Source organism: Metabacillus flavus (assembly GCF_018283675.1).
In the GTDB taxonomy this organism is placed as follows: Bacteria; Bacillota; Bacilli; order Bacillales; family Bacillaceae; genus Metabacillus_B; species Metabacillus_B flavus.
Genome location: NZ_JAGVRK010000001.1, coordinates 817,493 through 841,061, shown reverse-complemented (window position 1 = coordinate 841,061; position 23,569 = coordinate 817,493). Strand labels below are relative to the sequence as shown.

18 protein-coding genes, 16 tRNA genes and 3 rRNA genes are annotated in these 23,569 nt (G+C 46.2%); 6 read left to right on the top strand and 31 right to left on the bottom strand.

Translation table 11 applies throughout. The features are described from left to right. Positions 1-168: 168 nt before the first annotated feature. The 4 genes from J9317_RS04465 to J9317_RS04450 all read right to left on the bottom strand — a co-directional run bounded on the left by J9317_RS04465 (position 169) and on the right by J9317_RS04450 (position 4,354). Positions 169-336: a hypothetical protein gene (locus tag J9317_RS04465; protein ID WP_211556659.1), complete on the bottom strand. Its 168-nt coding sequence runs from the start codon at positions 334-336 to the stop codon at positions 169-171. A gap of 368 nt (positions 337-704) precedes the next feature. Beyond that, a complete protein-coding gene (locus tag J9317_RS04460) occupies positions 705-2,600 on the bottom strand; it encodes a PrkA family serine protein kinase (RefSeq protein WP_211556658.1) in 1,896 nt (631 codons plus the stop codon). A 342-nt stretch (positions 2,601-2,942) separates the two neighbouring features. Beyond that, positions 2,943-3,425 (bottom strand): tRNA (uridine(34)/cytosine(34)/5-carboxymethylaminomethyluridine(34)-2'-O)-methyltransferase TrmL, encoded by a 483-nt coding sequence (gene trmL, locus J9317_RS04455; protein ID WP_211562110.1) that lies wholly within the window; start codon positions 3,423-3,425, stop codon positions 2,943-2,945. Positions 3,426-3,463: 38 nt separating this feature from the next. After that, positions 3,464-4,354 (bottom strand): amidase domain-containing protein, encoded by an 891-nt coding sequence (locus J9317_RS04450; protein ID WP_431190696.1) that lies wholly within the window; start codon positions 4,352-4,354, stop codon positions 3,464-3,466. 156 nt (positions 4,355-4,510) lie between these two features. Here J9317_RS04450 and J9317_RS04445 point away from each other — a divergent pair, with 156 nt between their 5' ends. Together J9317_RS04445 and J9317_RS04440 are read left to right on the top strand one after the other, a co-directional pair. After that, entirely contained in the window at positions 4,511-5,122 is a 612-nt protein-coding gene (locus J9317_RS04445; protein ID WP_211556656.1) for an FMN-binding negative transcriptional regulator, read from the top strand. After that, entirely contained in the window at positions 5,119-5,664 is a 546-nt protein-coding gene (locus tag J9317_RS04440) for a nucleotidyltransferase family protein (RefSeq protein WP_211556655.1), read from the top strand. The genes J9317_RS04445 and J9317_RS04440 overlap by 4 nt, the downstream gene beginning before the upstream one ends. Before the next feature lie 43 nt (positions 5,665-5,707). Here J9317_RS04440 and J9317_RS04435 read toward each other — a convergent pair whose 3' ends face one another. Together J9317_RS04435 and queG are read right to left on the bottom strand one after the other, a co-directional pair. After that, positions 5,708-6,598 carry a PhzF family phenazine biosynthesis isomerase gene (locus J9317_RS04435; protein WP_211556654.1) on the bottom strand — a complete coding sequence of 297 codons (891 nt, stop codon included), beginning with the start codon at positions 6,596-6,598 and terminating at the stop codon, positions 5,708-5,710. A gap of 132 nt (positions 6,599-6,730) precedes the next feature. Continuing rightward, complete coding sequence (gene queG / locus J9317_RS04430; RefSeq protein WP_211556653.1) at positions 6,731-7,864, bottom strand: tRNA epoxyqueuosine(34) reductase QueG; 1,134 nt, start codon at positions 7,862-7,864, stop codon at positions 6,731-6,733. A gap of 76 nt (positions 7,865-7,940) precedes the next feature. Between queG and J9317_RS04425 the strand changes: the two genes are divergently transcribed. Continuing rightward, positions 7,941-8,606 (top strand): B3/B4 domain-containing protein, encoded by a 666-nt coding sequence (locus J9317_RS04425; RefSeq protein WP_211556652.1) that lies wholly within the window; start codon positions 7,941-7,943, stop codon positions 8,604-8,606. 90 nt (positions 8,607-8,696) lie between these two features. Here J9317_RS04425 and J9317_RS04420 read toward each other — a convergent pair. Next, positions 8,697-8,770 (bottom strand) — tRNA-Gly (locus J9317_RS04420). 461 nt (positions 8,771-9,231) lie between these two features. On the opposite strand from J9317_RS04420, the gene J9317_RS04415 reads away from it, so the two are divergent. After that, positions 9,232-10,071, top strand: a complete 840-nt coding sequence (locus tag J9317_RS04415) for a hypothetical protein (RefSeq protein ID WP_211556651.1) — start codon at positions 9,232-9,234, stop codon at positions 10,069-10,071. A gap of 69 nt (positions 10,072-10,140) precedes the next feature. Here J9317_RS04415 and J9317_RS04410 read toward each other — a convergent pair whose 3' ends face one another. Both J9317_RS04410 and J9317_RS04405 read right to left on the bottom strand, forming a co-directional pair. Then, positions 10,141-10,518, bottom strand: a complete 378-nt coding sequence (locus tag J9317_RS04410; protein ID WP_211556650.1) for an FAS1-like dehydratase domain-containing protein — start codon at positions 10,516-10,518, stop codon at positions 10,141-10,143. 274 nt (positions 10,519-10,792) lie between these two features. After that, entirely contained in the window at positions 10,793-10,930 is a 138-nt protein-coding gene (locus tag J9317_RS04405) for a hypothetical protein (RefSeq protein WP_211556649.1), read from the bottom strand. A gap of 197 nt (positions 10,931-11,127) precedes the next feature. Here J9317_RS04405 and J9317_RS04400 point away from each other — a divergent pair, with 197 nt between their 5' ends. Together J9317_RS04400 and J9317_RS04395 are read left to right on the top strand one after the other, a co-directional pair. Further along, the gene (locus J9317_RS04400) at positions 11,128-11,529 is read left to right on the top strand and encodes a PH domain-containing protein (RefSeq protein WP_211556648.1); all 402 of its coding nucleotides are present in this window, start codon (positions 11,128-11,130) and stop codon (positions 11,527-11,529) included. Positions 11,530-11,749: 220 nt separating this feature from the next. After that, entirely contained in the window at positions 11,750-12,604 is an 855-nt protein-coding gene (locus tag J9317_RS04395; RefSeq protein WP_211556647.1) for a DUF1206 domain-containing protein, read from the top strand. A gap of 83 nt (positions 12,605-12,687) precedes the next feature. Here J9317_RS04395 and J9317_RS04390 read toward each other — a convergent pair whose 3' ends face one another. The 22 genes from J9317_RS04390 to J9317_RS04285 form a co-directional block, all read right to left on the bottom strand. Then, the gene (locus tag J9317_RS04390; RefSeq protein ID WP_211556646.1) at positions 12,688-13,983 is read right to left on the bottom strand and encodes a hemolysin family protein; all 1,296 of its coding nucleotides are present in this window, start codon (positions 13,981-13,983) and stop codon (positions 12,688-12,690) included. 53 nt (positions 13,984-14,036) lie between these two features. Then, the gene (locus J9317_RS04385) at positions 14,037-14,408 is read right to left on the bottom strand and encodes a MerR family transcriptional regulator (RefSeq protein ID WP_211556645.1); all 372 of its coding nucleotides are present in this window, start codon (positions 14,406-14,408) and stop codon (positions 14,037-14,039) included. A gap of 172 nt (positions 14,409-14,580) precedes the next feature. Beyond that, positions 14,581-15,156 carry an MEDS domain-containing protein gene (locus J9317_RS04380; RefSeq protein ID WP_211556644.1) on the bottom strand — a complete coding sequence of 192 codons (576 nt, stop codon included), beginning with the start codon at positions 15,154-15,156 and terminating at the stop codon, positions 14,581-14,583. A 211-nt stretch (positions 15,157-15,367) separates the two neighbouring features. After that, positions 15,368-15,448 (bottom strand) — tRNA-Leu (locus tag J9317_RS04375). Positions 15,449-15,456: 8 nt separating this feature from the next. Next, positions 15,457-15,530, bottom strand: a tRNA-Cys gene (locus tag J9317_RS04370). A gap of 7 nt (positions 15,531-15,537) precedes the next feature. Next, positions 15,538-15,612, bottom strand: a tRNA-Gly gene (locus J9317_RS04365). Between the two features lie 61 nt (positions 15,613-15,673). Beyond that, positions 15,674-15,748 (bottom strand) — tRNA-Gln (locus tag J9317_RS04360). 62 nt (positions 15,749-15,810) lie between these two features. Continuing rightward, positions 15,811-15,886 (bottom strand) — tRNA-His (locus tag J9317_RS04355). Positions 15,887-15,904: 18 nt separating this feature from the next. Continuing rightward, positions 15,905-15,978: transfer RNA gene (locus J9317_RS04350), tRNA-Trp, on the bottom strand. Positions 15,979-15,983: 5 nt separating this feature from the next. Continuing rightward, positions 15,984-16,067: transfer RNA gene (locus tag J9317_RS04345), tRNA-Tyr, on the bottom strand. Positions 16,068-16,083: 16 nt separating this feature from the next. Beyond that, positions 16,084-16,156 (bottom strand) — tRNA-Thr (locus J9317_RS04340). Positions 16,157-16,320: 164 nt separating this feature from the next. After that, positions 16,321-16,396, bottom strand: a tRNA-Phe gene (locus J9317_RS04335). A 310-nt stretch (positions 16,397-16,706) separates the two neighbouring features. Then, positions 16,707-16,783 (bottom strand) — tRNA-Asp (locus tag J9317_RS04330). A gap of 4 nt (positions 16,784-16,787) precedes the next feature. Beyond that, positions 16,788-16,864 (bottom strand) — tRNA-Met (locus J9317_RS04325). A 161-nt stretch (positions 16,865-17,025) separates the two neighbouring features. Continuing rightward, a tRNA-Val gene (locus tag J9317_RS04320) sits at positions 17,026-17,101 on the bottom strand. Between the two features lie 146 nt (positions 17,102-17,247). Beyond that, positions 17,248-17,322: transfer RNA gene (locus J9317_RS04315), tRNA-Glu, on the bottom strand. A gap of 8 nt (positions 17,323-17,330) precedes the next feature. Next, positions 17,331-17,421, bottom strand: a tRNA-Ser gene (locus tag J9317_RS04310). A 6-nt stretch (positions 17,422-17,427) separates the two neighbouring features. Next, positions 17,428-17,502, bottom strand: a tRNA-Asn gene (locus J9317_RS04305). A gap of 6 nt (positions 17,503-17,508) precedes the next feature. Beyond that, positions 17,509-17,624 (bottom strand): 5S ribosomal RNA (gene rrf / locus J9317_RS04300). Positions 17,625-17,752: 128 nt separating this feature from the next. Further along, positions 17,753-20,679 (bottom strand): 23S ribosomal RNA (locus tag J9317_RS04295). A gap of 244 nt (positions 20,680-20,923) precedes the next feature. After that, a 16S ribosomal RNA gene (locus tag J9317_RS04290) occupies positions 20,924-22,462 on the bottom strand. The 16S, 23S and 5S rRNA genes sit together here with 15 tRNA genes alongside, the layout of an rRNA operon. A 231-nt stretch (positions 22,463-22,693) precedes the next feature. Further along, positions 22,694-23,566 carry a nucleotidyltransferase-like protein gene (locus tag J9317_RS04285; protein ID WP_211556643.1) on the bottom strand — a complete coding sequence of 291 codons (873 nt, stop codon included), beginning with the start codon at positions 23,564-23,566 and terminating at the stop codon, positions 22,694-22,696. Between the last annotated feature and the right edge of the window lie 3 nt (positions 23,567-23,569).

Here is a 23,569-nt window from a genome sequence, read left to right as displayed (position 1 = left end):
TTTTTGAGATTACTCTATCCTATGCGGGGGATGAGGATTATTGACAAACAATTATGAAAATTGGGCGCCCTTCACTCAAAAATTAGACAAGGTATTTTTAGAAGGAATCTGGCAGATTTTATACATATTAAATGAAAGAACCCTTGCACGGGGCAAGGGTTCTATTGATTATTTATTCTCGTTTTCTTTATGCTGATCGGGATCCGGAGTCTTTCCCGATTTCTTTACTTCCTTATTTGTTTTCATATGCTCCATGATTTTGGATTGTTCCACCAAATCATCCATATCGCGAATACTTGAACTCTCTTTTGATTTCTTCGGATTCTTTTGATCCATTTCTATCACTCCTTAGGAGATTATATAGAGTAATTACCCGGTTAAGGGCGGGGTGAAACGTGGCGCCTGACCCGCTCTGCTTTACCGCAATGGGGGACAGAGGAAACACTTCTGTACTCTATATGGATCAAGGGATTTGAAGACACAGTGCCAGAGCTTTATTATTGTAAAGAAACCGGGGACTGGCACCGTGCCAGTCCCCGGTTTCTTTACCGTATTGCGGGACAGAGACCACCCTCCAGAAAACGTTGATACATATAGGCTCAGAAGGATCGGTGCCAGAGCTTTACTCCTTTATCAGAACAGGGGTCAGGCACGGCCCATACAGCCAAAACAAAAAGCCGGGAATCTCCCGGCTCGCAGCACACCTATCGATTCAGCAAACTTCCAACATAACGCAGCAGTTCATTTGCAGAAGTTGAATTATAGCCATGCTCATCAATCAATCGCTTGACGACTTCGTTTACCTTCTTCAGCTGCTGTTCATCCGGTGTCTTGGATGAGGTCGTAATTTTCACAACATCCTTCAGATCAGCAAACAGTTTTTTCTGGATGGCTTCGCGCAGTCTTTCATGCGAATTGTAATCAAATCGCTTCCCTTTGCGTGCATAGGCGGAAATGCGGATCAGGATTTCTTCGCGGAATGCTTTTTTTGCATTTTCGGAAATGCCGATCTGCTCCTCTATGGAGCGCATCAATTTGTCGTCCGGATTCATCTCTTCACCGGTGAGCGGGTCGCGCAGCTTATTTTTATTGCAGTATGCTTCGACGTTATCCAGATAATTTTCCATAAGGGTTTTCGCCGATTCTTCATAGGAATACACAAATGCTTTTTGAACTTCTTTTTTCGCAATATCGTCGTATTCTTTTCTGGCGACAGAGATGAAGTTCAAATAGCGTTCACGGTCTTCCTGAGAAATGGAGGGATGCTGATCGAGCCCTTCTTTAAGAGAGCGAAGGACATCCAGTGCGTTGATGGACGGATTTTCTTTCCGGATGATGGTGGAGGAAATCCGGTTAATGACATAACGCGGATCAATCCCGCTCATGCCCTCATCCTGATATTCCTTCTTCAGTTCCTCTAAATCCACTGTGTTGTAGCCTTCTACACTTTCACCATCGTAAAGCCTCATCTTCTTCACGAGGTCGATATCTCCGCGTTTTGCTTCCTTTAATCTCGTTAAAATTGAGAACATCGCTGCAACCTTAAGGGTATGCGGGGCAATGTGGACATCGGACACATCGCTTTCGCTGATCATTTTATCGTATATGCGCTCTTCCTCTGTTGCTCTAAGATTATATGGAATCGGAATCACGATAATCCTTGAGTGAAGCGCCTCGTTTTTCTTATTGGATATGAAGGAGCGGTACTCGGTTTCATTCGTATGGGCCACAATCAGCTCGTCGGCGGAAATGAGCGCGAATCGCCCTGCTTTGAAGTTTCCTTCCTGTGTTAAAGAAAGAAGGTGCCATAAGAATTTTTCATCACATTTCAGCATCTCCTGGAACTCCATCATTCCGCGGTTCGCTTTATTCAGCTCTCCGTCAAAGCGATAAGCCCTTGGGTCAGACTCAGAGCCGTACTCGGCAATCGTTGAAAAGTCGATGCTTCCTGTCAGGTCGGCAATATCCTGTGATTTCGGATCCGATGGACTGAACGTACCGATTCCGACGCGCTTATCCTCGGAGAAAAAGATCCGCTCAACGATTACATCTTCAATTCTGCCGCCGTACTCCTCCTGAAGCCTCATCATATTTAAGGGAGACAGATTTCCTTCGATCCGGATGCCGTATTCCTCATAAAAATCCTGGCGAAGGTGATGGGGAATTAAATGAAGAGCATCTTCATGCATCGGGCAGCCTTTAATCGCAAATACGGCACCGTTGTCGGTTTGAGAGTATTTTTCAAGACCTCTTTTCAGCATCGTGACAAGTGTTGATTTCCCTCCGCTTACCGGTCCCATGAGTAGAAGGATCCGCTTGCGGACGTCAAGCCGCTTGGCAGCAGGGTGAAAATATTCTTCTACCAGTCTTTCAAGAGCTTCTTCAAGCCCGAACAGCTGAGAATCAAAAAATTTGTACTTTTTGACGCCGTTGACTTCTTCAATACCATGATCTTTGATCATATTATAAACCCGCGAGTGAGCTGATTGAGCCACATTTGAGCGAGTTTTCAATATTTCCAAATACTCTACGAAGGTTCCTTCCCATTTCAAACGCTCTTCATCTTCTCTGTACCTTTCAATCTTCTTTAAGATATCCATAAGGACCTCCTTCATCTTTGTGCATCACAAGAGATTATTACACTTTATGAGAGAGGGAAGCTTATCATTCTTGTTTTTCAGATGTGTCTTCCAAGCAATCTATATGACTGAAATTTTAGAAATGGAAGAAAAAGAGAACGAATACAATTCACAGCGCTTACATATTACCGTATAATTGAACCTATACGCTTGGACTACATTCTTGAGGAGGGCTTTTATGAAGACCGCATTGCTGCTTGGAGTCTGCATTACATTCCTCGTTTCGATTTTCACAGCCGGGTACAACGATAAACCGAAAATACGGAAATAAAAAAACGGCCTTCTCGCGGAGGCCGTTTTTGCTTACAGCAAATCCAAATAATCCTGCTGTCTCAATGCTTCATAAACCAGAATGGCAGCTGTGTTGGAAAGATTCAGAGAGCGGACATGCTCCGTCATCGGAAGCCGCAGGCACCGGTCCATGTTGGCATCAATCAGATCACGCGGAAGACCTGTCGTCTCTTTTCCGAAAACAAAAAAGATATCCTTCTCTTGATCGGAATAGTCGAAAACCGTATGCGGCTGTTTGCCGTGTTTTGTTAAATAATAAAATTCTCCGTCATCATATTCCGAAAACAGTTCGTCAAGCGAATCATGATATCGGACATCCACGTGCTCCCAATAATCCAGGCCGGCACGCTTCAGCATTTTATCATCCGTCGAAAACCCAAGCGGGCGGATTAAATGAAGAACGGTGTGCGTTGCTGCGCATGTACGGGCAATATTCCCTGTATTGGCAGGAATCTCTGGCTGATACAATACTACGTGTAATCCCAAAATGGTCACCTCTGCTAAAAATTCTTTCCGCCTCATTATACCACGCTTTAGCTTTTCTCAGAATCGTCCTGAATTCGGTAAAACGAATAGCGGATATTCGGTGTATAGGCAGTCGAATCTTTATATGACCAGTACCTCATCCGGCTGTTGGACGTCTGTGCATTCACGAGCGGCATGTTGTTTTTGTCCTTGGCCACAACAAAGGTTGTATGATCAAAACGGCCGTCTCCTTCAAAATCATAGCAAACGACATCCCCGGGTCTTAGCTCTTCAGCTGAGCCGACCTTGATTCCCCGCAGTCCCGTTTTCGACCTGGGCAGGAACAAATTCATGGAATGAGCGACCGCCCAGCTGTAGCTCCATGTGTTATTCTGCATCCACCAGCCGGTTCCCTTTCCAGGATATCCCCTCATTTGTGCTCCTCCGCTGCGAAGGCATTGCGAAACAAAATTCGTGCAGTTTACATCAAAGTTTTTATACTGGCTGTTATGGCTGTTCCACCAGCGTTCCGCATACTGCACCGCCGCCATCCGGTCATAATAGAAGCCCTTCCGCTCAAGATCTTCATCATCAAAAGCTTCAAAGTCCTGATGAACCTCAGGCCTGCTTTCAGCCAAATCCTCGAGAACCTCGGTATCCGTGAGGGAGGCTAAACGCCGGACTATTTTTTCCTCTAAATAAAACGAATCGTCATTTTGAATGAGCCATTTTTCATGGAGGATATATTGAACCTCCCGAAAATCCCCGCGCTCCTTAATATCCGTCACTTTAATCTTCGACGATCCTTTAATCGCAAGGGTCTTCCGCTCATTCAATTCCTCTGCCTTCCGCTCAAGGGACAGCTTTTCTGCGTCCGACATAAAAGGCAAATGCCTTGTCTTCCCGTTGACTACATAGTCCAGCCGGCTTTCTGCTGCTGTTCTAAGCAACTCATTCACCATGCTCACCTGCTTCCCATTCTTCTTTTACAAGAATATGAGAAAGAATCCCGCAGTATCAGTTTTTTTCAAATGGTGCCTCATCATTTCATGAAAACTGGCTCTGTATGGCTTGCTCATTCATTGGTAAAATCATGATTAAAAGGAGGCGTAACCTTGTACATTCCTAAACACTTCGAAATGAACGACAAAGAAGCGATGTATCATTTAATGAAAGAAAACAGCTTCGCCACTGTTTTTACTCAGCATAAAGGTGAACCGTTCGCGAGCCATCTGCCTCTGACAATCGATGAGACGGAAGAAATGATTTACGGTCATTTTGCCCGGCCGAATCCGCAATGGGAGGATGCTGAAAATCAGCAGGTGCTCATCGTTTTTCAAGGCCCGCACTGTTACATATCTCCAGCGTGGTACAACACCGATCATGCCGTGCCGACCTGGAACTATACAGCGGTCCATGTATACGGGGAACTGGAACTCTTGAAAGATAAGGACGACGTCTTGGAAGTGCTGTCGCAGCTCGTCCGCCAGCATGAACCTGCTGACAGCTCCTACCAGATGCAGGACATCGAGCCTGGCTATATCGAAAATTTGAGCAAAGGAATTGCAGCCTTTAAAATCCGTATTACAAAGATGGAAGGCAAAGCAAAACTAAGTCAAAACCATCCCCCTGAACGGCAGGCACGAGTTATTGAAGCGCTTGAAAATCTGCCGAATGAAAACGAACGGAGGGTTGCAGCGTTGATGAGAAGGAATGATAAAGGATGAATGAAAAAGAGATCATTGCCCATATAGAAGAGGATTTGTGGATGATGCACGTCTTGGAAACCGTGCAGCTGCTGAAGCTTCCTGATTGGTGGATCTGTGCAGGCTTTGTCCGTTCAAAGGTTTGGGATGTCCTTCACGGGTTCAGTGAAAAAACGGTGCTCCCTGATGTAGATGTCATCTATTATGACCACCGCTTCCAGAATGAAGCAATTGAGAAGGAGCTTGAACGGAAGCTCTTCTCTTTATCACCAGAAATTCCATGGTCAGTAAAAAATCAGGCAAGAATGCACCGCAAAAACAAGATGGACCCCTACACAGATTCAGTCGATGCCATGTCCAAGTTCCCTGAAACGGCAACCGCCATTGGAGTTACACTGAACCATGACGGACGCGCCATTTTAGCTGCTCCGCACAGTATAGAGGATTTAGTGCGGATGCAGGTAAAAGCAACTCCCTATTTTGTGAACAGCGCTGTGTATAAAAAGCGGGTCATAGAAAAAGACTGGGCAGCCGTCTGGCCTATGGTCAAGGTGACCCTTTAATCCGAATGAAGGGAACTCCTCTTAATCAGAAGTTCCCTTCCATTCATAAAGCAATCTCAAATTCTTTTACAAATACGGCATTTCCCGTCATTTCTACATGAAGGCGGCCATGATCTTGTGCCACTTTCACTCGAACTCTTCCCTCTTTTCCGATCTCATTTCCCTGCTCGATAATAAGATTGATTTCGCTCTCTTCATTTTTCGCTATGTATTTCTTGTAATACGCACCCATAACGCCGGAAGCCGTTCCCGTCACCGGATCCTCGACTGTGCCTGAAAATGGAGAGGAGAAATGCCGGCCATGCATATCTGCCTCATCATCATGCGTTTCCAAGCAAAATGGGTGGACGGATGCTCTTGGGATTTCTGTTAATATATTAGGAAATCGCTTATTATAAGGAACCATTCTTTCAAATGCCTGTAATTCTTTTATCGGGACAAGCAGCGTCCAGTTTCCGGTGGTCCCATATTTAATCGGCAAATCGTCGGCTAAATCTCCGTCGGCTAAACCAATGGATTCCATTAATTCTGCCCTTGAACCTTTAAAAGCCTTGAAGACCGGTTCCGCCTGTTTCATAGTCACAAGTATTTCATCGGAAGTGTACGTAAGCTGAATGGGCAGCATTCCTGCCTTTGTTTCAACAGTTACCTCGTTTTCATCACTCAGCAATCCGTTTTCTTTTAACGCATACAGCGCGGCAATCGTTCCGTGACCGCACAAATCCATTTCCTGACCCGGAGTAAAATACCGGATTCTAAAGTCGGCAGAATCAGAATGGATTGGAAACGCCGTTTCATTAAATCCAGCTATTCTTGCCAGCTCCTGCATTTCCGTTTCATTTAAGCAATCCCCGTTTAAAATCACTCCCGCAGGATTTCCTTTATCCGGCTTGCTGCTGAAGGCATCATAATGAAGAACCTTTATACGTTTCATCCTTTTCCCTCCAAATTATAGATGCAGATTATTATGTTTCGTCCCCTGCTCTCTCTTTCCTTCTATTGTAAATGAATACAAGCTATTTGAATCGAAAAAAAGCCTGCCAGCAGGCAAGCTTCTAACTTTTAATCACTTCCGCAGGAGATCAAGTCCCGCCCGAATTTCCTTCAGCACTTCGTCATCTTCTTCTTTTGGCAAATGCTCTTCCAGAAACAAGATCGACTCGGCCTGTCCGATTTTCCCTATTGCCCAAGCAGCGGTCCCTCTTATGACAGGCCTTGGATCGTCATTGACAAGCTTGTACAAATCAGGAAGCGCTGTTGTGTCTTTGTAGTGAGCGAGGGCAATGATCGCGTTGCGCTGGATTGGCTTTTTCCCTCTCCAGGACCCTGACACATGTCCGAATTTATCTTTAAATTCCCGGTTCGACATGGAAAGCAGCGGCTTTAGGCTTGGTTTAGCAAGCTCTGGATCCGGCTCCATGTCTTCATGCAAATGAAAATCCTTGCCTTTGTTCTCTGGACACACGGTTTGGCATGTATCGCAGCCGTATAGCCGGTTTCCGATTTTCGTCCGGAACTCCTCCGGCAAAAAGCCCTTTGTCTGCGTTAAATAGGCGATGCATTGCTGGGCGTTCAGCTGTCCGCCTTGGACAAGAGCGCCTGTCGGACAGACCTCTACACACTTATTGCAGGTTCCGCACTGATCCTCAATTGGCTGATCAGGCTCGAATGGGATATTTGTGACGATTTCACCAAGATACACATAAGAACCGAACTCCGGTGTGATCGTTGCACAATTCTTTCCGCTCCAGCCAATCCCTGCCCGTTCTGCGACAGCCCGGTCTGACAATTCGCCCGTATCGACCATGGATTTAACCCGGACATCAGGAGATTTTTCTTTTAAGAACTCTTCAAGCTTCGATAGCTTTTCGCGCAGCACGTCATGATAATCTTTGCCCCATGAAGCACGGCAGAAAATTCCGCGGCGGTCCTCTCTCGTGCTTTTCGGTGCGTTTTTCATTTTAGAAGGATAAGCAAGAGCAATGGCAATGATCGATTTAGCTTTCGGTACGAGCAAGCCGGGATTGGTCCGCTTTTCAATATCGGGTTCTTCAAAGCCTGATTGGTAGCCAAGTGCCTGCTGCATGAGAAGCCTTCCTTTTAATGTTTCAAAAGTATCGGCACTTGCAAAGCCGATTTTATCAATTCCAATCGTTTTGCTGTAGGCAATGACTTCTTCTTTTAACGCTCCAATATTCATAGGTGACCCTCCTTCCTTCGGTTTTTTCGCTGCTCTATGATAAGATAATGGTACCAAATCATGGAGGCCGGATGAAATGGAAATCACAGTAAATCCTGGTTTGAAAGAACTTGAACCTTCGTTTAAAATCGGAATCGCTCTTTATCGGGGAATAGAGGTAGGAGACTCTCCACAAATGCTGAAGGGGAGAATGAGGCTCTTTCAGGAATCCTTATACTTTGACTTTGAAAATCAAGAAATAAAGGATATCCCTGCTATCCAGGAATGGCGCAGTCTTTTTAAAAAAGCCGGGACAGATCCAAACCGGTACCGCCCTGCTCAGGAAGCTATTTTTCGAAGAATTAAAAAGCAGCAGTACTTAGAGACGATCCATTCCGCTGCAGACATAAACAACTTCTTCTCCATGGAATATCAAATTCCAACCGGAATCTATGACTTAGACCGGTTAAACGGAAACATCGAAATCCGCATCGGAAATTCAGATGATACATATGAAGCCATCAATGGACGTGAAGTCTCAATGGAAAAGAAAATTCTATCTGCAGATGGCAACGGAGCATTTGGAAGCCCCTATGTCGACTCCAAAAAAACAGCCACCAGCCGAGAAACGGTTAACGCCCTGCAAATCGTCTATCTCGCTCCATCTATGGAAGAGCCTGAAGCAGAGAAGCTGTTATCAGCATTGACAAGCATGTTCGTTCAAATTCATGGCGGAACGGAAGAGCATTTTATTATATCGTAAGGCCTGCGGTGAGCGCAGGCTTATTTTTACGCAGTAAAAAACGCAATGCTTCGCTGATCGGAACGAAACACTGCGTTAGTAACGTATGTATGGAGCGGGTGATGGGAATCGAACCCACTACATCAGCTTGGAAGGCTGAGGTTTTACCAGTAAACTACACCCGCACGTTTACTTTCTCGTCTTGATGACGATGTATATTATTATATTCGTATTACATCAAAACGTCAATACTATTTTTGTTTTTTTTATTAACCGCTGTATACGAGGGTACATCTCGACAAGAAGGCTGGCGGATGAAGAAGGAAATTCCTATCTTTAATGAATTAGTTTATTAGAAGAAGTATCCGTTTGTGTTTATCCCTTATCAATTAATTCTTCCCGTGCTACCTCAGCTTCTGCATCTTTTTGTGTTTTTTTCTGTTTATACTTTTACCAAGCATTAAGTAATTAGATGGCATTTGCTGCATTGTATTCCATATTCTCGTTACTCTGCGGCTTCTGCCAGGATTCCTTCTTTTTCTCCGATTTATATGACTTCTGAACGAATTCCAAAACGTGAATCTTCAATCGTTTACCCTTTCCATAACAGGGAAAAATATAGGGAACCTGTGAAGGAGGGAAACCAATGAAACGTCCTTACATCCTAAGTACCGCCCTCGTGCTGTCCCTCACTGCCGGATGCAGTCAAACCAACGCTGTTGATCAAGGAACATCCAGCAAGTCACCTAAACAGAAAAGCTCCCCCGAAACTGCTCAGGCTTCAGAAGTCTCACCTGGGTTCGCTGAAGGGGAACCAGCTCCCGGGCCGGAGCCTTCTAGCGCACCGTCTTCACCTGAGCAAGTCATTAACGAAACGTCCAAGTTGCTTAAGACAAGGGTTCCATTCACATTGCCGAAAACCATGCCCGTTTCTAAAGGGCTTCATCTGACCTCTAAAATAAAGTCTGATGCCAATTCCTATGAAATCACCTTTTATCAAACAGAAAAACCTATTCCAATCAATAACAGCAAGCTGAATACCCTCTCTAGCGACAGCAAAATCGCGACCATTAAAGCAACAGAATATAAAACTGAACAAGAGGCAGCCGATAGGGTCAGTTACCAAAAGGCTGCATCAACAGGAAACCCGCCAATCGATCTCGGCCATGGGATTAAAGGCTATTCAGATGCAGGAGCAGGAAGTATATTCCTGCACTGGAATGAAGGCAGATGGTCTTTTATATCCAAAGCTTTGAATAAACCAGAAAAAGACAGCAATAAAGAACTTGCTGTCAAAGTCGTGAACTTCCTCGAAAAACAAATGCTTCCTCCGCCTGATAAAGGCGCGGTTTTATTGGACGGAAACAATCCTTACAGCCGAAATAACCTTGTTGTCTGGCAGGATGGGAATATTGTGTATGAGATTGAACAGGCAAATGGAGCAATGACGGCTCTTGAGATTGCTGTGGCTTATAATAAGGATTGAACGGCCTGCCACTTATGCACCGCTAAAAAAGGTAAACCGAAAGACCTCAAGATCTGCTGAGGTCTTTCGTTAATTTCTGATAATCCCATGGCTCGATCCGACAAGCACTTCTTTCCCAAGCTGATTCCTGTATACGCTTTTCATCGCAACCCTTTTGAAACCTTCTTTTTCTTCAAGCTCCGTTACAATCACTTCACATGTAATCGTATCCCCTGTAAAGACCGGCCGCAGGAATTCACTGACCATCTCCCTGGCAATATAGTTCAAATCCCCGCCGATTTTTGTTCCGATACTCGCAGTCATCAGTCCGTGGACCATAAGTCGTCCCTGTTCATCTTTCTCCATATGATGCCGTCCCTGATCCCCGGTGAGCTCTGCGAAAAAGACAACCTCTTCTTCTGAAAACATTCGATCCCAAGTAAATACATCCCCTGTTTGAATGTTCATCCCATTACCCCTCCCTGTTTCTTTCAATATAGCATAAGGAGCAGGAGGAATGAATGAGTATTCACTTTTATTATGAATATCTTTCTATATAATTGCTTCCAGTTTTTGTCGAAAAATCGATATCCTAAGATTTTCGTCGATATAGTAAATTTCCCGCCGGTATCCTGAGGTTTCTAACGATATCCTCTTACCTTGCCTCTAACAAATTCAGGATTACCTGTCCTGCACCTTATATTTCTCCTTAAACCACCCATAACATTCGCTTACCTCTTCCCTAGGCAAGTCTTCCATCGTGCTCACTTGAACCGGCTTTGCACGATTTGTAAAGCGTTGCAACGTCAAATTTCCGCTGCAGCCATGAATGCAAGACTTCATTTTGCTGAATTTTTTCACGCCGTGTCAGAAATGCCATACTCGAACTGCCTTATGAGAAATACCCTGCTTCGGGTCTTCAATTTGTAAATACATCTTTTTCACCTCTAGTATTCTTTACGTACAAAACAGGAAAATGTTTCAAATACTTTTTTTAGAGGATTCCATTTAAAAGGAAAACAGGAGGAAAGTGTGGAACTTTATTAGGATAATAGAAACAGAGGAAGAGGGATGTTCATGTATTTTCCATCTAAAATAGATTGGTGGGTCTATCTGGTCATTTGGGGAGGAGCCCTTGCCGGCTGCCTCTCGCCGTTTGCTGCCGGCAGAGACTACGAAGCTCTATTTGTTACCGTTCCATTGGCGGGCTTTCTAATATGGCTCTGGTTTTCAACCGGTTATCTAATAGAGGGCGAGAAGCTTACAATCCGCTATGGCCCCTTTACAAATACTATATCCATAACGGAGATTACGAGCATCAGGAAAACGAAAAATCCATTTTCTGCCCCCGCTTTATCAATAGATCGACTGGAAATTACCTATGGAAGATGGTTTGATATCGCGGTTGTATCTCCTAAAGAAAAGCAGGAATTTATTAAAATGCTGAAGAAGATTCAGCCCGATATTAAAGAGAAATAGCGGATTCCCGGTAAAGGGGGATCCGCTTTGATGTTTTAAAATAACAGCTTCTTTGCAATCCCCAGGAACCGATTCACCGAACCTCTATAAGCTATTAGTAACTCACACTGCTCTTACGCCAAACAAACAAAGCCATTTTTCGTTTGGAAAGGTTTCTAATTTGCCCACAAAGGGAATTTATTCAGTACTAATCGACTAGAAAAAATGTGGAGGCTACAGGATGGAATTATCAAGATCAAAAGCGGGAGCAAGGCAGTCTGCTGAGCAAACGAAACAGGATACAAAACCATGGATCAGGCGTTTAGGACGCTTTGGCTACATGGCTCAGGGACTTGTTTATGGGCTGATTGGAATTCTTGCCTTCATGGCAGCAATCGGGGCTGGAGGTAAAACAACCGATACGAAGGGAATGCTTCAGTCACTGCCCGGTATGCCGCTTGGAGAGCTTCTCCTCTGGATCATCGGAATCGGCTTGATTGGCTACTGTATATGGGGAATCGTGAAATGCTTTACCGATCCGGGGAACAGGGGATCAGATGCAAAGGGCATTGCTATCAGAATCGGCTACCTTGTCAGCGCAGGTATTTATGGAAGCATTGCCTTTAATGCCATTAAAATCGCCGTAAATGGAGGAGGTTCAGGCGGAGGCTCTGAACAAAGCATGTCAGCGAAGCTTCTCTCCCAGCCCTACGGTCAATGGGTGATCGGGATTATCGGCGCTATCATTATCGGCTACGGAATATACGAATTTATCTCCGGCTACAAAGAAAAATTCATGACTAAATTCAGAGCTAGCGAAATGAGTCTGCACGAGCGTAAAATTGCCCGCAATTCAGGAAAAATGGGGCTCATCGCACGCGGCATTGTCTTAGCTATGATTGGATTCTTTTTCATTGAAACCGCCGTCTCTGCTGACCCTAGCCAAAACAAAGGAATCGACGGAGCCCTTTCAGAGCTTTCCAGCCAGCCTTTTGGCCAATGGATGCTTGGAGCCGTCGCACTCGGACTGATTTTGTATGGAGTTTATGGAGTCATACGGGGAAGATATGAACATATGAGTTTTGGTGGAAAATAAAGAACTTGCCTGCAGAGAACGTTCTGCAGGCTTTTTAACGCGCAAAAAAGAAAAGCCATGCTGCCATGGCTTCTCCTTCACTACTATAATTTTTTAACCTCTAAATAATAAATCTGATGCCCTTCAATTTCATGAACACGGAACAAGTACCCTTCCTCTTCAATCTCTGACCCCGATTTAGCATCAATATTTCGAGTAAGGAACCAGCCGCCAATCGTATCGACCTCTTCATTCTCAAGCTCCGTACCAAGCAGGTCATTCACATCCTCGATCAGCAGTTTCGCATCCAGAATGTAGTGCTGCTCCCCTACCTTGCGGATTTCCGCCACTTCATCCTCATCAAACTCATCACGGATTTCCCCAACGATTTCTTCCAGGATATCTTCAGCTGTCACCATACCAGAGGTACCTCCGTATTCATCCATGAGGATGGCAACATGAGTCCGTTCCTTCTGCATTTTCACAAGCAAATCATGAATCGGGATATTTTCAATCACACGGATAACAGGGTTGATGAAGGATTGCAAATTTAAGTCTTTATTCAATTCCCGGTTCATTACTTTAGCCGTAAGCAATTCCTTCACGTTAATGAAACCAAGGATATTATCTTTATCCCCGTCAGTCACTGGATAACGGGTGTAATTTTCCTCAATCATCGTTTCCATGATCGTGTCAAAACTGTCATCTACAGAAATGCTCACAATTTCAGTGCGGGGAACCATTATTTCCTTCGCAACTCTCTCATCAAATTCAAAAATGTTGTTTACATATTTTAATTCATTCTTGTTAATTTCACCGCTTTTATAGCTCTCAGAAAGAAGCAGACGCAGCTCTTCCTCCGAGTGGGCGAGCTCATGCTCAGATGCCGGTTTAAGACCGAAAAGCCCAACAAGAAAACGAGCTGATCCATTGAGGAACCAAATGAACGGATACATGATGCGATAAAACAAAATAATCGGTTTAGCAAATGCAAGCGCTACAGCCTCCGCCTTTTGAATCGCAACCGTTTTTGGAGCAAGCTCCCCAATAACAACATGCAAGAAGGTAACAAGTGCAAACGCAATCCCAATCGTCAAGATATGAGCCATAGAATCATTCACGTTAAAATACTCAAACAACGGGTGCAGGAGAATCTCAAACGTCGGTTCACCAAGCCACCCCAGTCCAAGAGCTGTTACCGTAATTCCCAGCTGACAGGCTGATAAATATTCATCTAAGTGCGAAACAACCTTTTTAGCGGCAATTGCGCCCTTTCTGCCCTCTTCGATCAGCTGATCGATTCTGGACATACGAACCTTTACGATTGCAAACTCCGTCGCAACGAAAAATCCGGTTAATGCAATTAGTAAAACAAACATAAGCAAGTTAATAGCTGTCAATGAATGATCTTACAATAGTAAGATCTCACACCTCCTTGGGTATAGTAAGCAAATTAATTAAGCAGCACTAGCAGCGTCTGGATCAAGGATAAACTTTCATGTGAAAGGTTCTTTTTAATCGACTCAAGGCTTTTCTTATCATTTTTATCGAGATGAGCCAGCACCTCCGAAACATCCTTTTCCAAGCCGCTGATTTTCAATCTTAATTCAAGCACATCTATTTCTTCTGCATCCTTTTCTAGAAGCCGTTTCTTAATATCAATTAAATGCATTCCGTCCGCCTTGCACTCTTCTATATAATTCAGCCTCTCAATGGAAGAATGATCATAGTATCGATAATTAGAAGGAGAACGTTCTGCTTTTAGCAGTCCAAGATTTGTATAATGATCAATCGTTCTTTTAGTAACACCGCATCTTTCAGCCAATTCACCAATCTTTAGCTTCTCTTCCCCAACGTGATCACCCCAAACTGTAACGTGATGGTTATGGACTAATTGTATAGGTTACTAGTATGGAAGGCAAGGCAAATGGAGATTGTTAATGGAATGTTCATAAAAGCAAAAAGAAACCTTACAAAACGTAAGATTTCTTTTTAATTTAATCCCCAACAGCATCCTGCTGATTCAAAAGCACAATTTCATCTTCAAGCATTAAACAATCATGGGAATTCAAAAGTGAACCCTTCATATCTTCAGTCAGCCGATCCTTATCGTATCCACAAACAGAAAGCAAATCCATCTCATGCACAGTCTTTTGAGCGTTGACCTCATATGCATCAACCTCATCCTCAATATCCTGTAACTTTCCCCACTCAATATGAGCCCACGTCCGATAAGATTGCTCTGCATCAATAATTGGTTTCACAACCTCCAGAAAATAAGCCACAATGGTCGGCGTATTAAAATCCCCTCGGGAATAGTAAAAATCAAAATTATTCACAAAATGAACCCGGTCCAACTGAGTCCTCGTTAAAGAAGCTTTAACCAGTTCAAATAGCGAAGCAAACATTCGATCATTCTCAATGACAAAGACATGGTCTCCCTGCTCAACTCCTGAGAGAATGTAGGCAGCAGCATTCTTCAAATACGCCTGCGGCTCATCTATTAGGTACAAGATATGCCCGCTTTTATATTCATCTATTTTTTTCTTCATATCCTGAATGGATGTATTCAAGCAAAGGGCTCCTTAAAAAGCAAAGTGTATTCATTTTAATTCTTCCTACCATTCTAACATGTTTGCAAAGAAAAGAATTTAACGAAAGGAAGATTAGGTATATTAACTACATTTATAGAGAAAATGGCCTATGTGTAATTACGATAAGATTAAAGGAAATTTCTTGCTGAAAAAAAAAGACTCCAACGTAATCGTTGAAGTCTTTTTGTGATACCGGTGGCCGGGGTCGAACCGGCACTCCAGAGGAACACGATTTTGAGTCGTGCGCGTCTGCCAATTCCGCCACACCGGCATACAATTTGGAGGCGGCACCCGGATTCGAACCGGGGGTAAAGGAGTTGCAGTCCTCTGCCTTTCCTCTTGGCTATGCCGCCGTACATATGGAGCGGAAGACGGGATTCGAACCCGCGACCCCCACCTTGGCAAGGTGATGTTCTACCACTGAACTACTTCCGCATTTTTCCTCTGTATGTCATTCTATGCAAAAGGAAACGAATCATTTACTTTAAAATAAAAATGGCTGGGCTAGCTGGATTCGAACCAACGCATGACGGAGTCAAAGTCCGTTGCCTTACCGCTTGGCTATAGCCCATCTATGTATGTACTCATTATGTATGTTCATTATACAGCAGCCAATATCTAAAGACAAAAATATGGGGCGACTGATGGGAATCGAACCCACGAATGTCGGAACCACAATCCGATGCGTTAACCACTTCGCCACAACCGCCACATTATCAAATTATATTGGCAGGGGCAGTAGGAATCGAACCCACACCGGAGGTTTTGGAGACCTCTGTTCTACCGTTAAACTATGCCCCTATAAATGGTGGAGGGGGGCAGATTCGAACTGCCGAACCCTAAGGAGCGGATTTACAGTCCGCCGCGTTTAGCCACTTCGCTACCCCTCCACATCAGTGAAGACAGTGCCGGCAAGAGGACTTGAACCCCCAACCTACTGATTACAAGTCAGTTGCTCTACCAATTGAGCTACACCGGCATATAATATTTGTGATATGAACCGTTCCTGCTTGATAAGGTCGCCCAGATCTCAGGGTGTTTAGTCAAGAAGCTGCTCGATCTGTGCGCTGAAGTGATTCCAGGGAGCTTATTCGATCGTGCTCTACCAATTGAGCTACACCGGCATATTATCTAAGTTGATTATGGTGGCTTGGGACGGAATCGAACCGCCGACACATGGATTTTCAGTCCATTGCTCTACCGACTGAGCTACCAAGCCATTTTATTGTTTACGTCAGAACCAAAGTATTTCACTTGCACAATCGCCCAAATCTCAGAAAGCCTATTCAAGCAGCAGCTCGATTTGTGCGCTGATGTTTCGCTTCGCAGCTTATTCGAACGTGCTCTACCGACTGAGCTACCAAGCCATTAAGTTTCGGCTTCCACTAAGCTTCGAATCTCTTCGTCTGCTCCCTCGATCGCATCCTCACGTATTGATATACGCTCCTGTGCTCACTCAGTCGCTTCCTCGACCTTCTCGCTTATTGAAACCCTCTTACATTTTACTTAGATTTGATCGAAAAATCAAATGGCGGTCCGGACGGGACTCGAACCCGCGACCTCCTGCGTGACAGGCAGGCATTCTAACCAACTGAACTACCGGACCATTTTGGTTGCGGGGACAGGATTTGAACCTGCGACCTTCGGGTTATGAGCCCGACGAGCTACCAGACTGCTCCACCCCGCGATAATAAAAAGTATTAAGTTTAGCTATGCTCATAGACAGCGGACTGTCCTCGCCTCAGGAAGTAAAACCAAGCAGCAGCTCGGCGAGTACAACTCGAAGCTTTTTCACGGAAGCATTGCTCGTTGCTCCACCCCGCGGTAATAAAAGTTATTAAGTTAAAATGGTGGAGGATGACGGGATCGAACCGCCGACCCTCTGCTTGTAAGGCAGATGCTCTCCCAGCTGAGCTAATCCTCCATATAGTTTCGGTTTGTGATGAGCGGCGCACTTCGTTGTCGTGTTCGCTCTCTCGACTCCTAGAATTGCTTGCTCCTCCCAACCCTCTTGCAATCATTTTGTTGGGTGATTATAACACCTTTAACTTGCTGCTGATTAAAAACTGTTGGTGACCCGTACGGGATTCGAACCCGTGTTACCGCCGTGAAAGGGCGGTGTCTTAACCGCTTGACCAACGGGCCAGATATTATGGCGGAGAGCGGGGGATTCGAACCCCCGATACGCTTATGACGTATACACGATTTCCAATCGTGCTCCTTCGGCCACTCGGACAGCTCTCCATAATATGGCTCCGCAGGCAGGACTCGAACCTGCGACCGATCGGTTAACAGCCGATAGCTCTACCACTGAGCTACTGCGGAATACCTGCCTGGCAACGTCCTACTCTCACAGGGGGAAACCCCCAACTACCATTGGCGCTAAAGAGCTTAACTTCCGTGTTCGGTATGGGAACGGGTGTGACCTCTTTGCCATAGTTACCAGACAAATTTTAAAAGTGACAAGATTAATTATATAGTTTGAGGAGAAAAAATCAAGACTTTTTTTAATCTTTTTTGTTCACTCAAAACTAGATAACGATTGCTGCACGAGTAAAGCAGCCTTACTTGAATAAAGGTTAAGTCCTCGACCGATTAGTATTCGTCAGCTGCACGTGTCACCACGCTTCCACCTCGAACCTATCAACCTGATCATCTTTCAGGGGTCTTACTCTTGCGATGGGAAATCTCATCTTGAGGGGGGCTTCATGCTTAGATGCTTTCAGCACTTATCCCGTCCGCACATAGCTACCCAGCGATGCCTTTGGCAAGACAACTGGTACACCAGCGGTGCGTCCATCCCGGTCCTCTCGTACTAAGGACAGCTCCTCTCAAATTTCCTGCGCCCGCGACGGATAGGGACCGAACTGTCTCACGACGTTCTGAACCCAGCTCGCGTACCGCTTTAATGGGCGAACAGCCCAACCCTTGGGACCGACTACAGCCCCAGGATGCGATGAGCCGACATCGAGGTGCCAAACCTCCCCGTCGATGTGGACTCTTGGGGGAGATAAGCCTGTTATCCCCGGGGTAGCTTTTATCCGTTGAGCGATGGCCCTTCCATGCGGAACCACCGGATCACTAAGCCCGACTTTCGTCCCTGCTCGACTTGTAGGTCTCGCAGTCAAGCTCCCTTGTGCCTTTACACTCTGCGAATGATTTCCAACCATTCTGAGGGAACCTTTGGGCGCCTCCGTTACATTTTAGGAGGCGACCGCCCCAGTCAAACTGCCCGCCTGACACTGTCTCCCGGCCCGATCAGGGCCGCGGGTTAGAAGTTCAACACAGCCAGGGTAGTATCCCACCAATGCCTCCACCGAAGCTGGCGCTCCGGTTTCCAAGGCTCCTACCTATCCTGTACAAGCTGTGCCAAAATTCAATATCAGGCTGCAGTAAAGCTCCACGGGGTCTTTCCGTCCTGTCGCGGGTAACCTGCATCTTCACAGGTACTATAATTTCACCGAGTCTCTCGTTGAGACAGTGCCCAGATCGTTACGCCTTTCGTGCGGGTCGGAACTTACCCGACAAGGAATTTCGCTACCTTAGGACCGTTATAGTTACGGCCGCCGTTTACTGGGGCTTCAATTCAAAGCTTCGCTTGCGCTAACCTCTCCTCTTAACCTTCCAGCACCGGGCAGGCGTCAGCCCCTATACTTCGCCTTGCGGCTTCGCAGAGACCTGTGTTTTTGCTAAACAGTCGCCTGGGCCTATTCACTGCGGCTCTTCAAGGCTATTCACCCTAAAGAGCACCCCTTCTCCCGAAGTTACGGGGTCATTTTGCCGAGTTCCTTAACGAGAGTTCTCTCGATCACCTTAGGATTCTCTCCTCGCCTACCTGTGTCGGTTTGCGGTACGGGCACCATTTTCCTCGCTAGAAGCTTTTCTAGGCAGTGTGGAATCAGGAACTTCGGTACTTAATTTCCCTCGCCATCACAGCTCAGCCTTAACCAAGGGACGGATTTGCCTATCCCTTGAGCCTACCTGCTTGGACGCGCATATCCAACAGCGCGCTTACCCTATCCTCCTGCGTCCCTCCATTGCTCAAACGGAAAAGAGGTGGTACAGGAATCTCAACCTGTTGTCCATCGCCTACGCCTTTCGGCCTCGGCTTAGGTCCCGACTAACCCTGAGCGGACGAGCCTTCCTCAGGAAACCTTAGGCATTCGGTGGAGGGGATTCTCACCCCTCTTTCGCTACTCATACCGGCATTCTCACTTCTAAGCGCTCCACCAGTCCTTCCGGTCTGGCTTCTCAGCCCTTAGAACGCTCTCCTACCACTGTTCGTAAGAACAGTCCACAGCTTCGGTGATCCGTTTAGCCCCGGTACATTTTCGGCGCAGGGTCACTCGACCAGTGAGCTATTACGCACTCTTTAAATGGTGGCTGCTTCTAAGCCAACATCCTGGTTGTCTAAGCAACCCCACATCCTTTTCCACTTAACGGATACTTGGGGACCTTAGCTGGTGGTCTGGGCTGTTTCCCTTTCGACTACGGATCTTATCACTCGCAGTCTGACTCCCATGGATAAGTCTTTGGCATTCGGAGTTTGACTGAATTCGGTAACCCGATGAGGGCCCCTAGTCCAATCAGTGCTCTACCTCCAAGACTCTTACTATGAGGCTAGCCCTAAAGCTATTTCGGAGAGAACCAGCTATCTCCAGGTTCGATTGGAATTTCTCCGCTACCCACACCTCATCCCCGCACTTTTCAACGTGCGTGGGTTCGGGCCTCCATTCAGTGTTACCTGAACTTCACCCTGGACATGGGTAGATCACCTGGTTTCGGGTCTACGACCACGTACTCAATCGCCCTATTCAGACTCGCTTTCGCTGCGGCTCCGTCTTTTCAACTTAACCTTGCACGTAATCGTAACTCGCCGGTTCATTCTACAAAAGGCACGCCATCACCCGTTAACGGGCTCTGACTACTTGTAGGCACACGGTTTCAGGATCTGTTTCACTCCCCTTCCGGGGTGCTTTTCACCTTTCCCTCACGGTACTGGTTCACTATCGGTCACTAGGGAGTATTTAGCCTTGGGAGATGGTCCTCCCTGCTTCCGACGGGATTTCTCGTGTCCCGCCGTACTCAGGATCCACTCAGGAGGGAACGAAGTTTCGACTACAGGGCTGTTACCTTCTTTGGCGGGCCTTTCCAGACCGCTTCTTCTACCCCGTTCCTTTGTAACTCCGTGTTGAGTGTCCTACAACCCCAGAAGGCAAGCCTTCTGGTTTGGGCTAATCCCGTTTCGCTCGCCGCTACTCAGGGAATCGCTATTGCTTTCTCTTCCTCCGGGTACTTAGATGTTTCAGTTCCCCGGGTCTGCCTTCCAGATCCTATGTATTCAGATCAGGATGCTGCTCCATTACGAGCAGCGGGTTTCCCCATTCGGAAATCTCCGGATCAACGCTTACTTACAGCTCCCCGAAGCATATCGGTGTTCGTACCGTCCTTCATCGGCTCCTAGTGCCAAGGCATCCACCGTGCGCCCTTTCTAACTTAACCTGATAACGGAAGTTATCTTCGTTAGAGCTGAAAACAGATGTCTTCAGACTTGATGTTCTCTTCATACGCAAGCGCAGAAGAAAATCGTAAGGTTACTTGCTTACTCGTGTGAATGTTTGACATTCATATCGTTATCTAGTTTTCAAAGAACAAGTTTATAGAGAGAATGATCTCTCAAAACTAAACAAAATCGAAGTGCGTCCGTTAATTGTGCACCACATAGGTGCTGATAATTCTTCCTTAGAAAGGAGGTGATCCAGCCGCACCTTCCGATACGGCTACCTTGTTACGACTTCACCCCAATCATCTGCCCCACCTTAGGCGGCTGGCTCCCTTACGGGTTACCCCACCGACTTCGGGTGTTGCAAACTCTCGTGGTGTGACGGGCGGTGTGTACAAGGCCCGGGAACGTATTCACCGCGGCATGCTGATCCGCGATTACTAGCGATTCCGGCTTCATGCAGGCGAGTTGCAGCCTGCAATCCGAACTGAGAATGGTTTTATGGGATTCGCTTAACCTCGCGGTTTTGCAGCCCTTTGTACCATCCATTGTAGCACGTGTGTAGCCCAGGTCATAAGGGGCATGATGATTTGACGTCATCCCCACCTTCCTCCGGTTTGTCACCGGCAGTCACCTTAGAGTGCCCAACTGAATGCTGGCAACTAAGATCAAGGGTTGCGCTCGTTGCGGGACTTAACCCAACATCTCACGACACGAGCTGACGACAACCATGCACCACCTGTCACTCTGTCCCCCGAAGGGGAACCTTCTATCTCTAGAAGTGGCAGAGGATGTCAAGACCTGGTAAGGTTCTTCGCGTTGCTTCGAATTAAACCACATGCTCCACCGCTTGTGCGGGCCCCCGTCAATTCCTTTGAGTTTCAGTCTTGCGACCGTACTCCCCAGGCGGAGTGCTTAATGCGTTAGCTGCAGCACTAAAGGGCGGAAACCCTCTAACACTTAGCACTCATCGTTTACGGCGTGGACTACCAGGGTATCTAATCCTGTTCGCTCCCCACGCTTTCGCGCCTCAGCGTCAGTTACAGACCAGAGAGTCGCCTTCGCCACTGGTGTTCCTCCACATCTCTACGCATTTCACCGCTACACGTGGAATTCCACTCTCCTCTTCTGTACTCAAGTCCTCCAGTTTCCAATGACCCTCCCCGGTTGAGCCGGGGGCTTTCACATCAGACTTAAAAGACCGCCTGCGCGCGCTTTACGCCCAATAATTCCGGACAACGCTTGCCACCTACGTATTACCGCGGCTGCTGGCACGTAGTTAGCCGTGGCTTTCTGGTTAGGTACCGTCAAGGCGCGGGCAGTGACTCCCGCACTTGTTCTTCCCTAACAACAGAGCTTTACGATCCGAAAACCTTCATCACTCACGCGGCGTTGCTCCGTCAGACTTTCGTCCATTGCGGAAGATTCCCTACTGCTGCCTCCCGTAGGAGTCTGGGCCGTGTCTCAGTCCCAGTGTGGCCGATCACCCTCTCAGGTCGGCTACGCATCGTCGCCTTGGTGAGCCATTACCTCACCAACTAGCTAATGCGCCGCGGGCCCATCTGTAAGTGACAGCATAACCGTCTTTTATCTTCGAACCATGCGGTTCGAAAAGTTATCCGGTATTAGCTCCGGTTTCCCGGAGTTATCCCAGTCTTACAGGCAGGTTGCCCACGTGTTACTCACCCGTCCGCCGCTGACCTCCGAAGAGGTCCGCTCGACTTGCATGTATTAGGCACGCCGCCAGCGTTCGTCCTGAGCCAGGATCAAACTCTCCAAAAAGTAGTTTGACTAGCTCTTGTTTGTTGCTCTAGAATTAACGTTGGCACTTCGATTTGTTTAGTTTTCAAAGATCATTTTGTTTCGTTCGTTTCCTCAGAAGCGACTTTATAAATATAACATTTTCAGAAGCCCGAGTCAACAACTTTTTTATTTTTTATCGCTGCCGATTTCGGCGTTATCGGCTTCGTTCAGCAGCGACGCTTATTAATATACCACCTGTCACAACCTTGGTCAATAACTTTTTTTAAAAGAATAAGCCCGGTGATAAATTCCCTTGCCCTTCGTTTCAATTAGATGAATGCCCACGAACTGTCTCTCCACTAAAAACTCAAGCAAAATACTCAGATCCACCGCATAATAAGCGATCTCCGGGTGAGCCAGGAGCTCCGAAAAGTGCCAGAATTCCTTTTCTTCTAATATAGAAAGTAAATGCGCCGCTCCCACATCTGCTTTTGAATGAATCAAAAAATCACTCGCAAGAAAAAGAAGCTCCAGTCTTTTATTGAGGGGCTCTCCACTATCGATCAGCTCCTGATAAAGCTTATGGACCTGCGGTTCAATCTGCCGAACTTGATTCCAGACAGTAATCTCCGGATAAAACCCCTGATCAATAACTTCTAATCTTGCAAGATGATGAAGGGCATGAACGATATGATTATATGCATCCAAATACTGCTTTGCTTCAAAAAAAGATTTCCCCTCAAAATAACGTCTGATCAGCTTCCCGTATTCCATGACAATTTTCAGCTTTCTTTCAGAGAATGGGAATGTACTAAGTTTTTCTACCAGTTGAGATAAATATTCATTCCGATCAAATAATACCTTGCCATTTAAAATCCAATCAATGATCCTTCTGTTTGTTCCAAGCACAAGCCATTCACTGATCTGTTTCTCTGTCACGATATGCATGGATGCCTTATGATCGTTAAACTCATAATGTTTTATATGTACTGGGATTTCCGCTGTGCGGACAATAATTAGCAGCGCTGCATCAAACATATCCGTTCCCGGAGAGGTTTGATCCTTTTTTTCAACCATGATGACAGCAAGCGTGTCCGGGTGACTTGCCCGTTCCTGATAGATAGGGCGAAGAATGTTTTCCATTTC

Excerpts from the sequence above, each read along its gene's own strand:
- J9317_RS04425 (WP_211556652.1), top strand. The coding sequence starts at position 7,941 with ATGGAAATCACAGTAAATCCTGGTTTGAAAGAACTTGAACCTTCGTTT.
- J9317_RS04415 (WP_211556651.1), top strand. The coding sequence starts at position 9,232 with ATGAAACGTCCTTACATCCTAAGTACCGCCCTCGTGCTGTCCCTCACT.
- J9317_RS04440 (WP_211556655.1), top strand. The coding sequence starts at position 5,119 with ATGAATGAAAAAGAGATCATTGCCCATATAGAAGAGGATTTGTGGATG.
- J9317_RS04405 (WP_211556649.1), bottom strand. The coding sequence starts at position 10,930 with ATGGCATTTCTGACACGGCGTGAAAAAATTCAGCAAAATGAAGTCTTG.
- queG (WP_211556653.1), bottom strand. The coding sequence starts at position 7,864 with ATGAATATTGGAGCGTTAAAAGAAGAAGTCATTGCCTACAGCAAAACG.
- J9317_RS04395 (WP_211556647.1), top strand. The coding sequence starts at position 11,750 with ATGGAATTATCAAGATCAAAAGCGGGAGCAAGGCAGTCTGCTGAGCAA.
- J9317_RS04435 (WP_211556654.1), bottom strand. The coding sequence starts at position 6,598 with ATGAAACGTATAAAGGTTCTTCATTATGATGCCTTCAGCAGCAAGCCG.
- J9317_RS04285 (WP_211556643.1), bottom strand. The coding sequence starts at position 23,566 with ATGGAAAACATTCTTCGCCCTATCTATCAGGAACGGGCAAGTCACCCG.
- J9317_RS04465 (WP_211556659.1), bottom strand. The coding sequence starts at position 336 with ATGGATCAAAAGAATCCGAAGAAATCAAAAGAGAGTTCAAGTATTCGC.
- J9317_RS04410 (WP_211556650.1), bottom strand. The coding sequence starts at position 10,518 with ATGAACATTCAAACAGGGGATGTATTTACTTGGGATCGAATGTTTTCA.
- J9317_RS04460 (WP_211556658.1), bottom strand. The coding sequence starts at position 2,600 with ATGGATATCTTAAAGAAGATTGAAAGGTACAGAGAAGATGAAGAGCGT.
- J9317_RS04400 (WP_211556648.1), top strand. The coding sequence starts at position 11,128 with ATGTATTTTCCATCTAAAATAGATTGGTGGGTCTATCTGGTCATTTGG.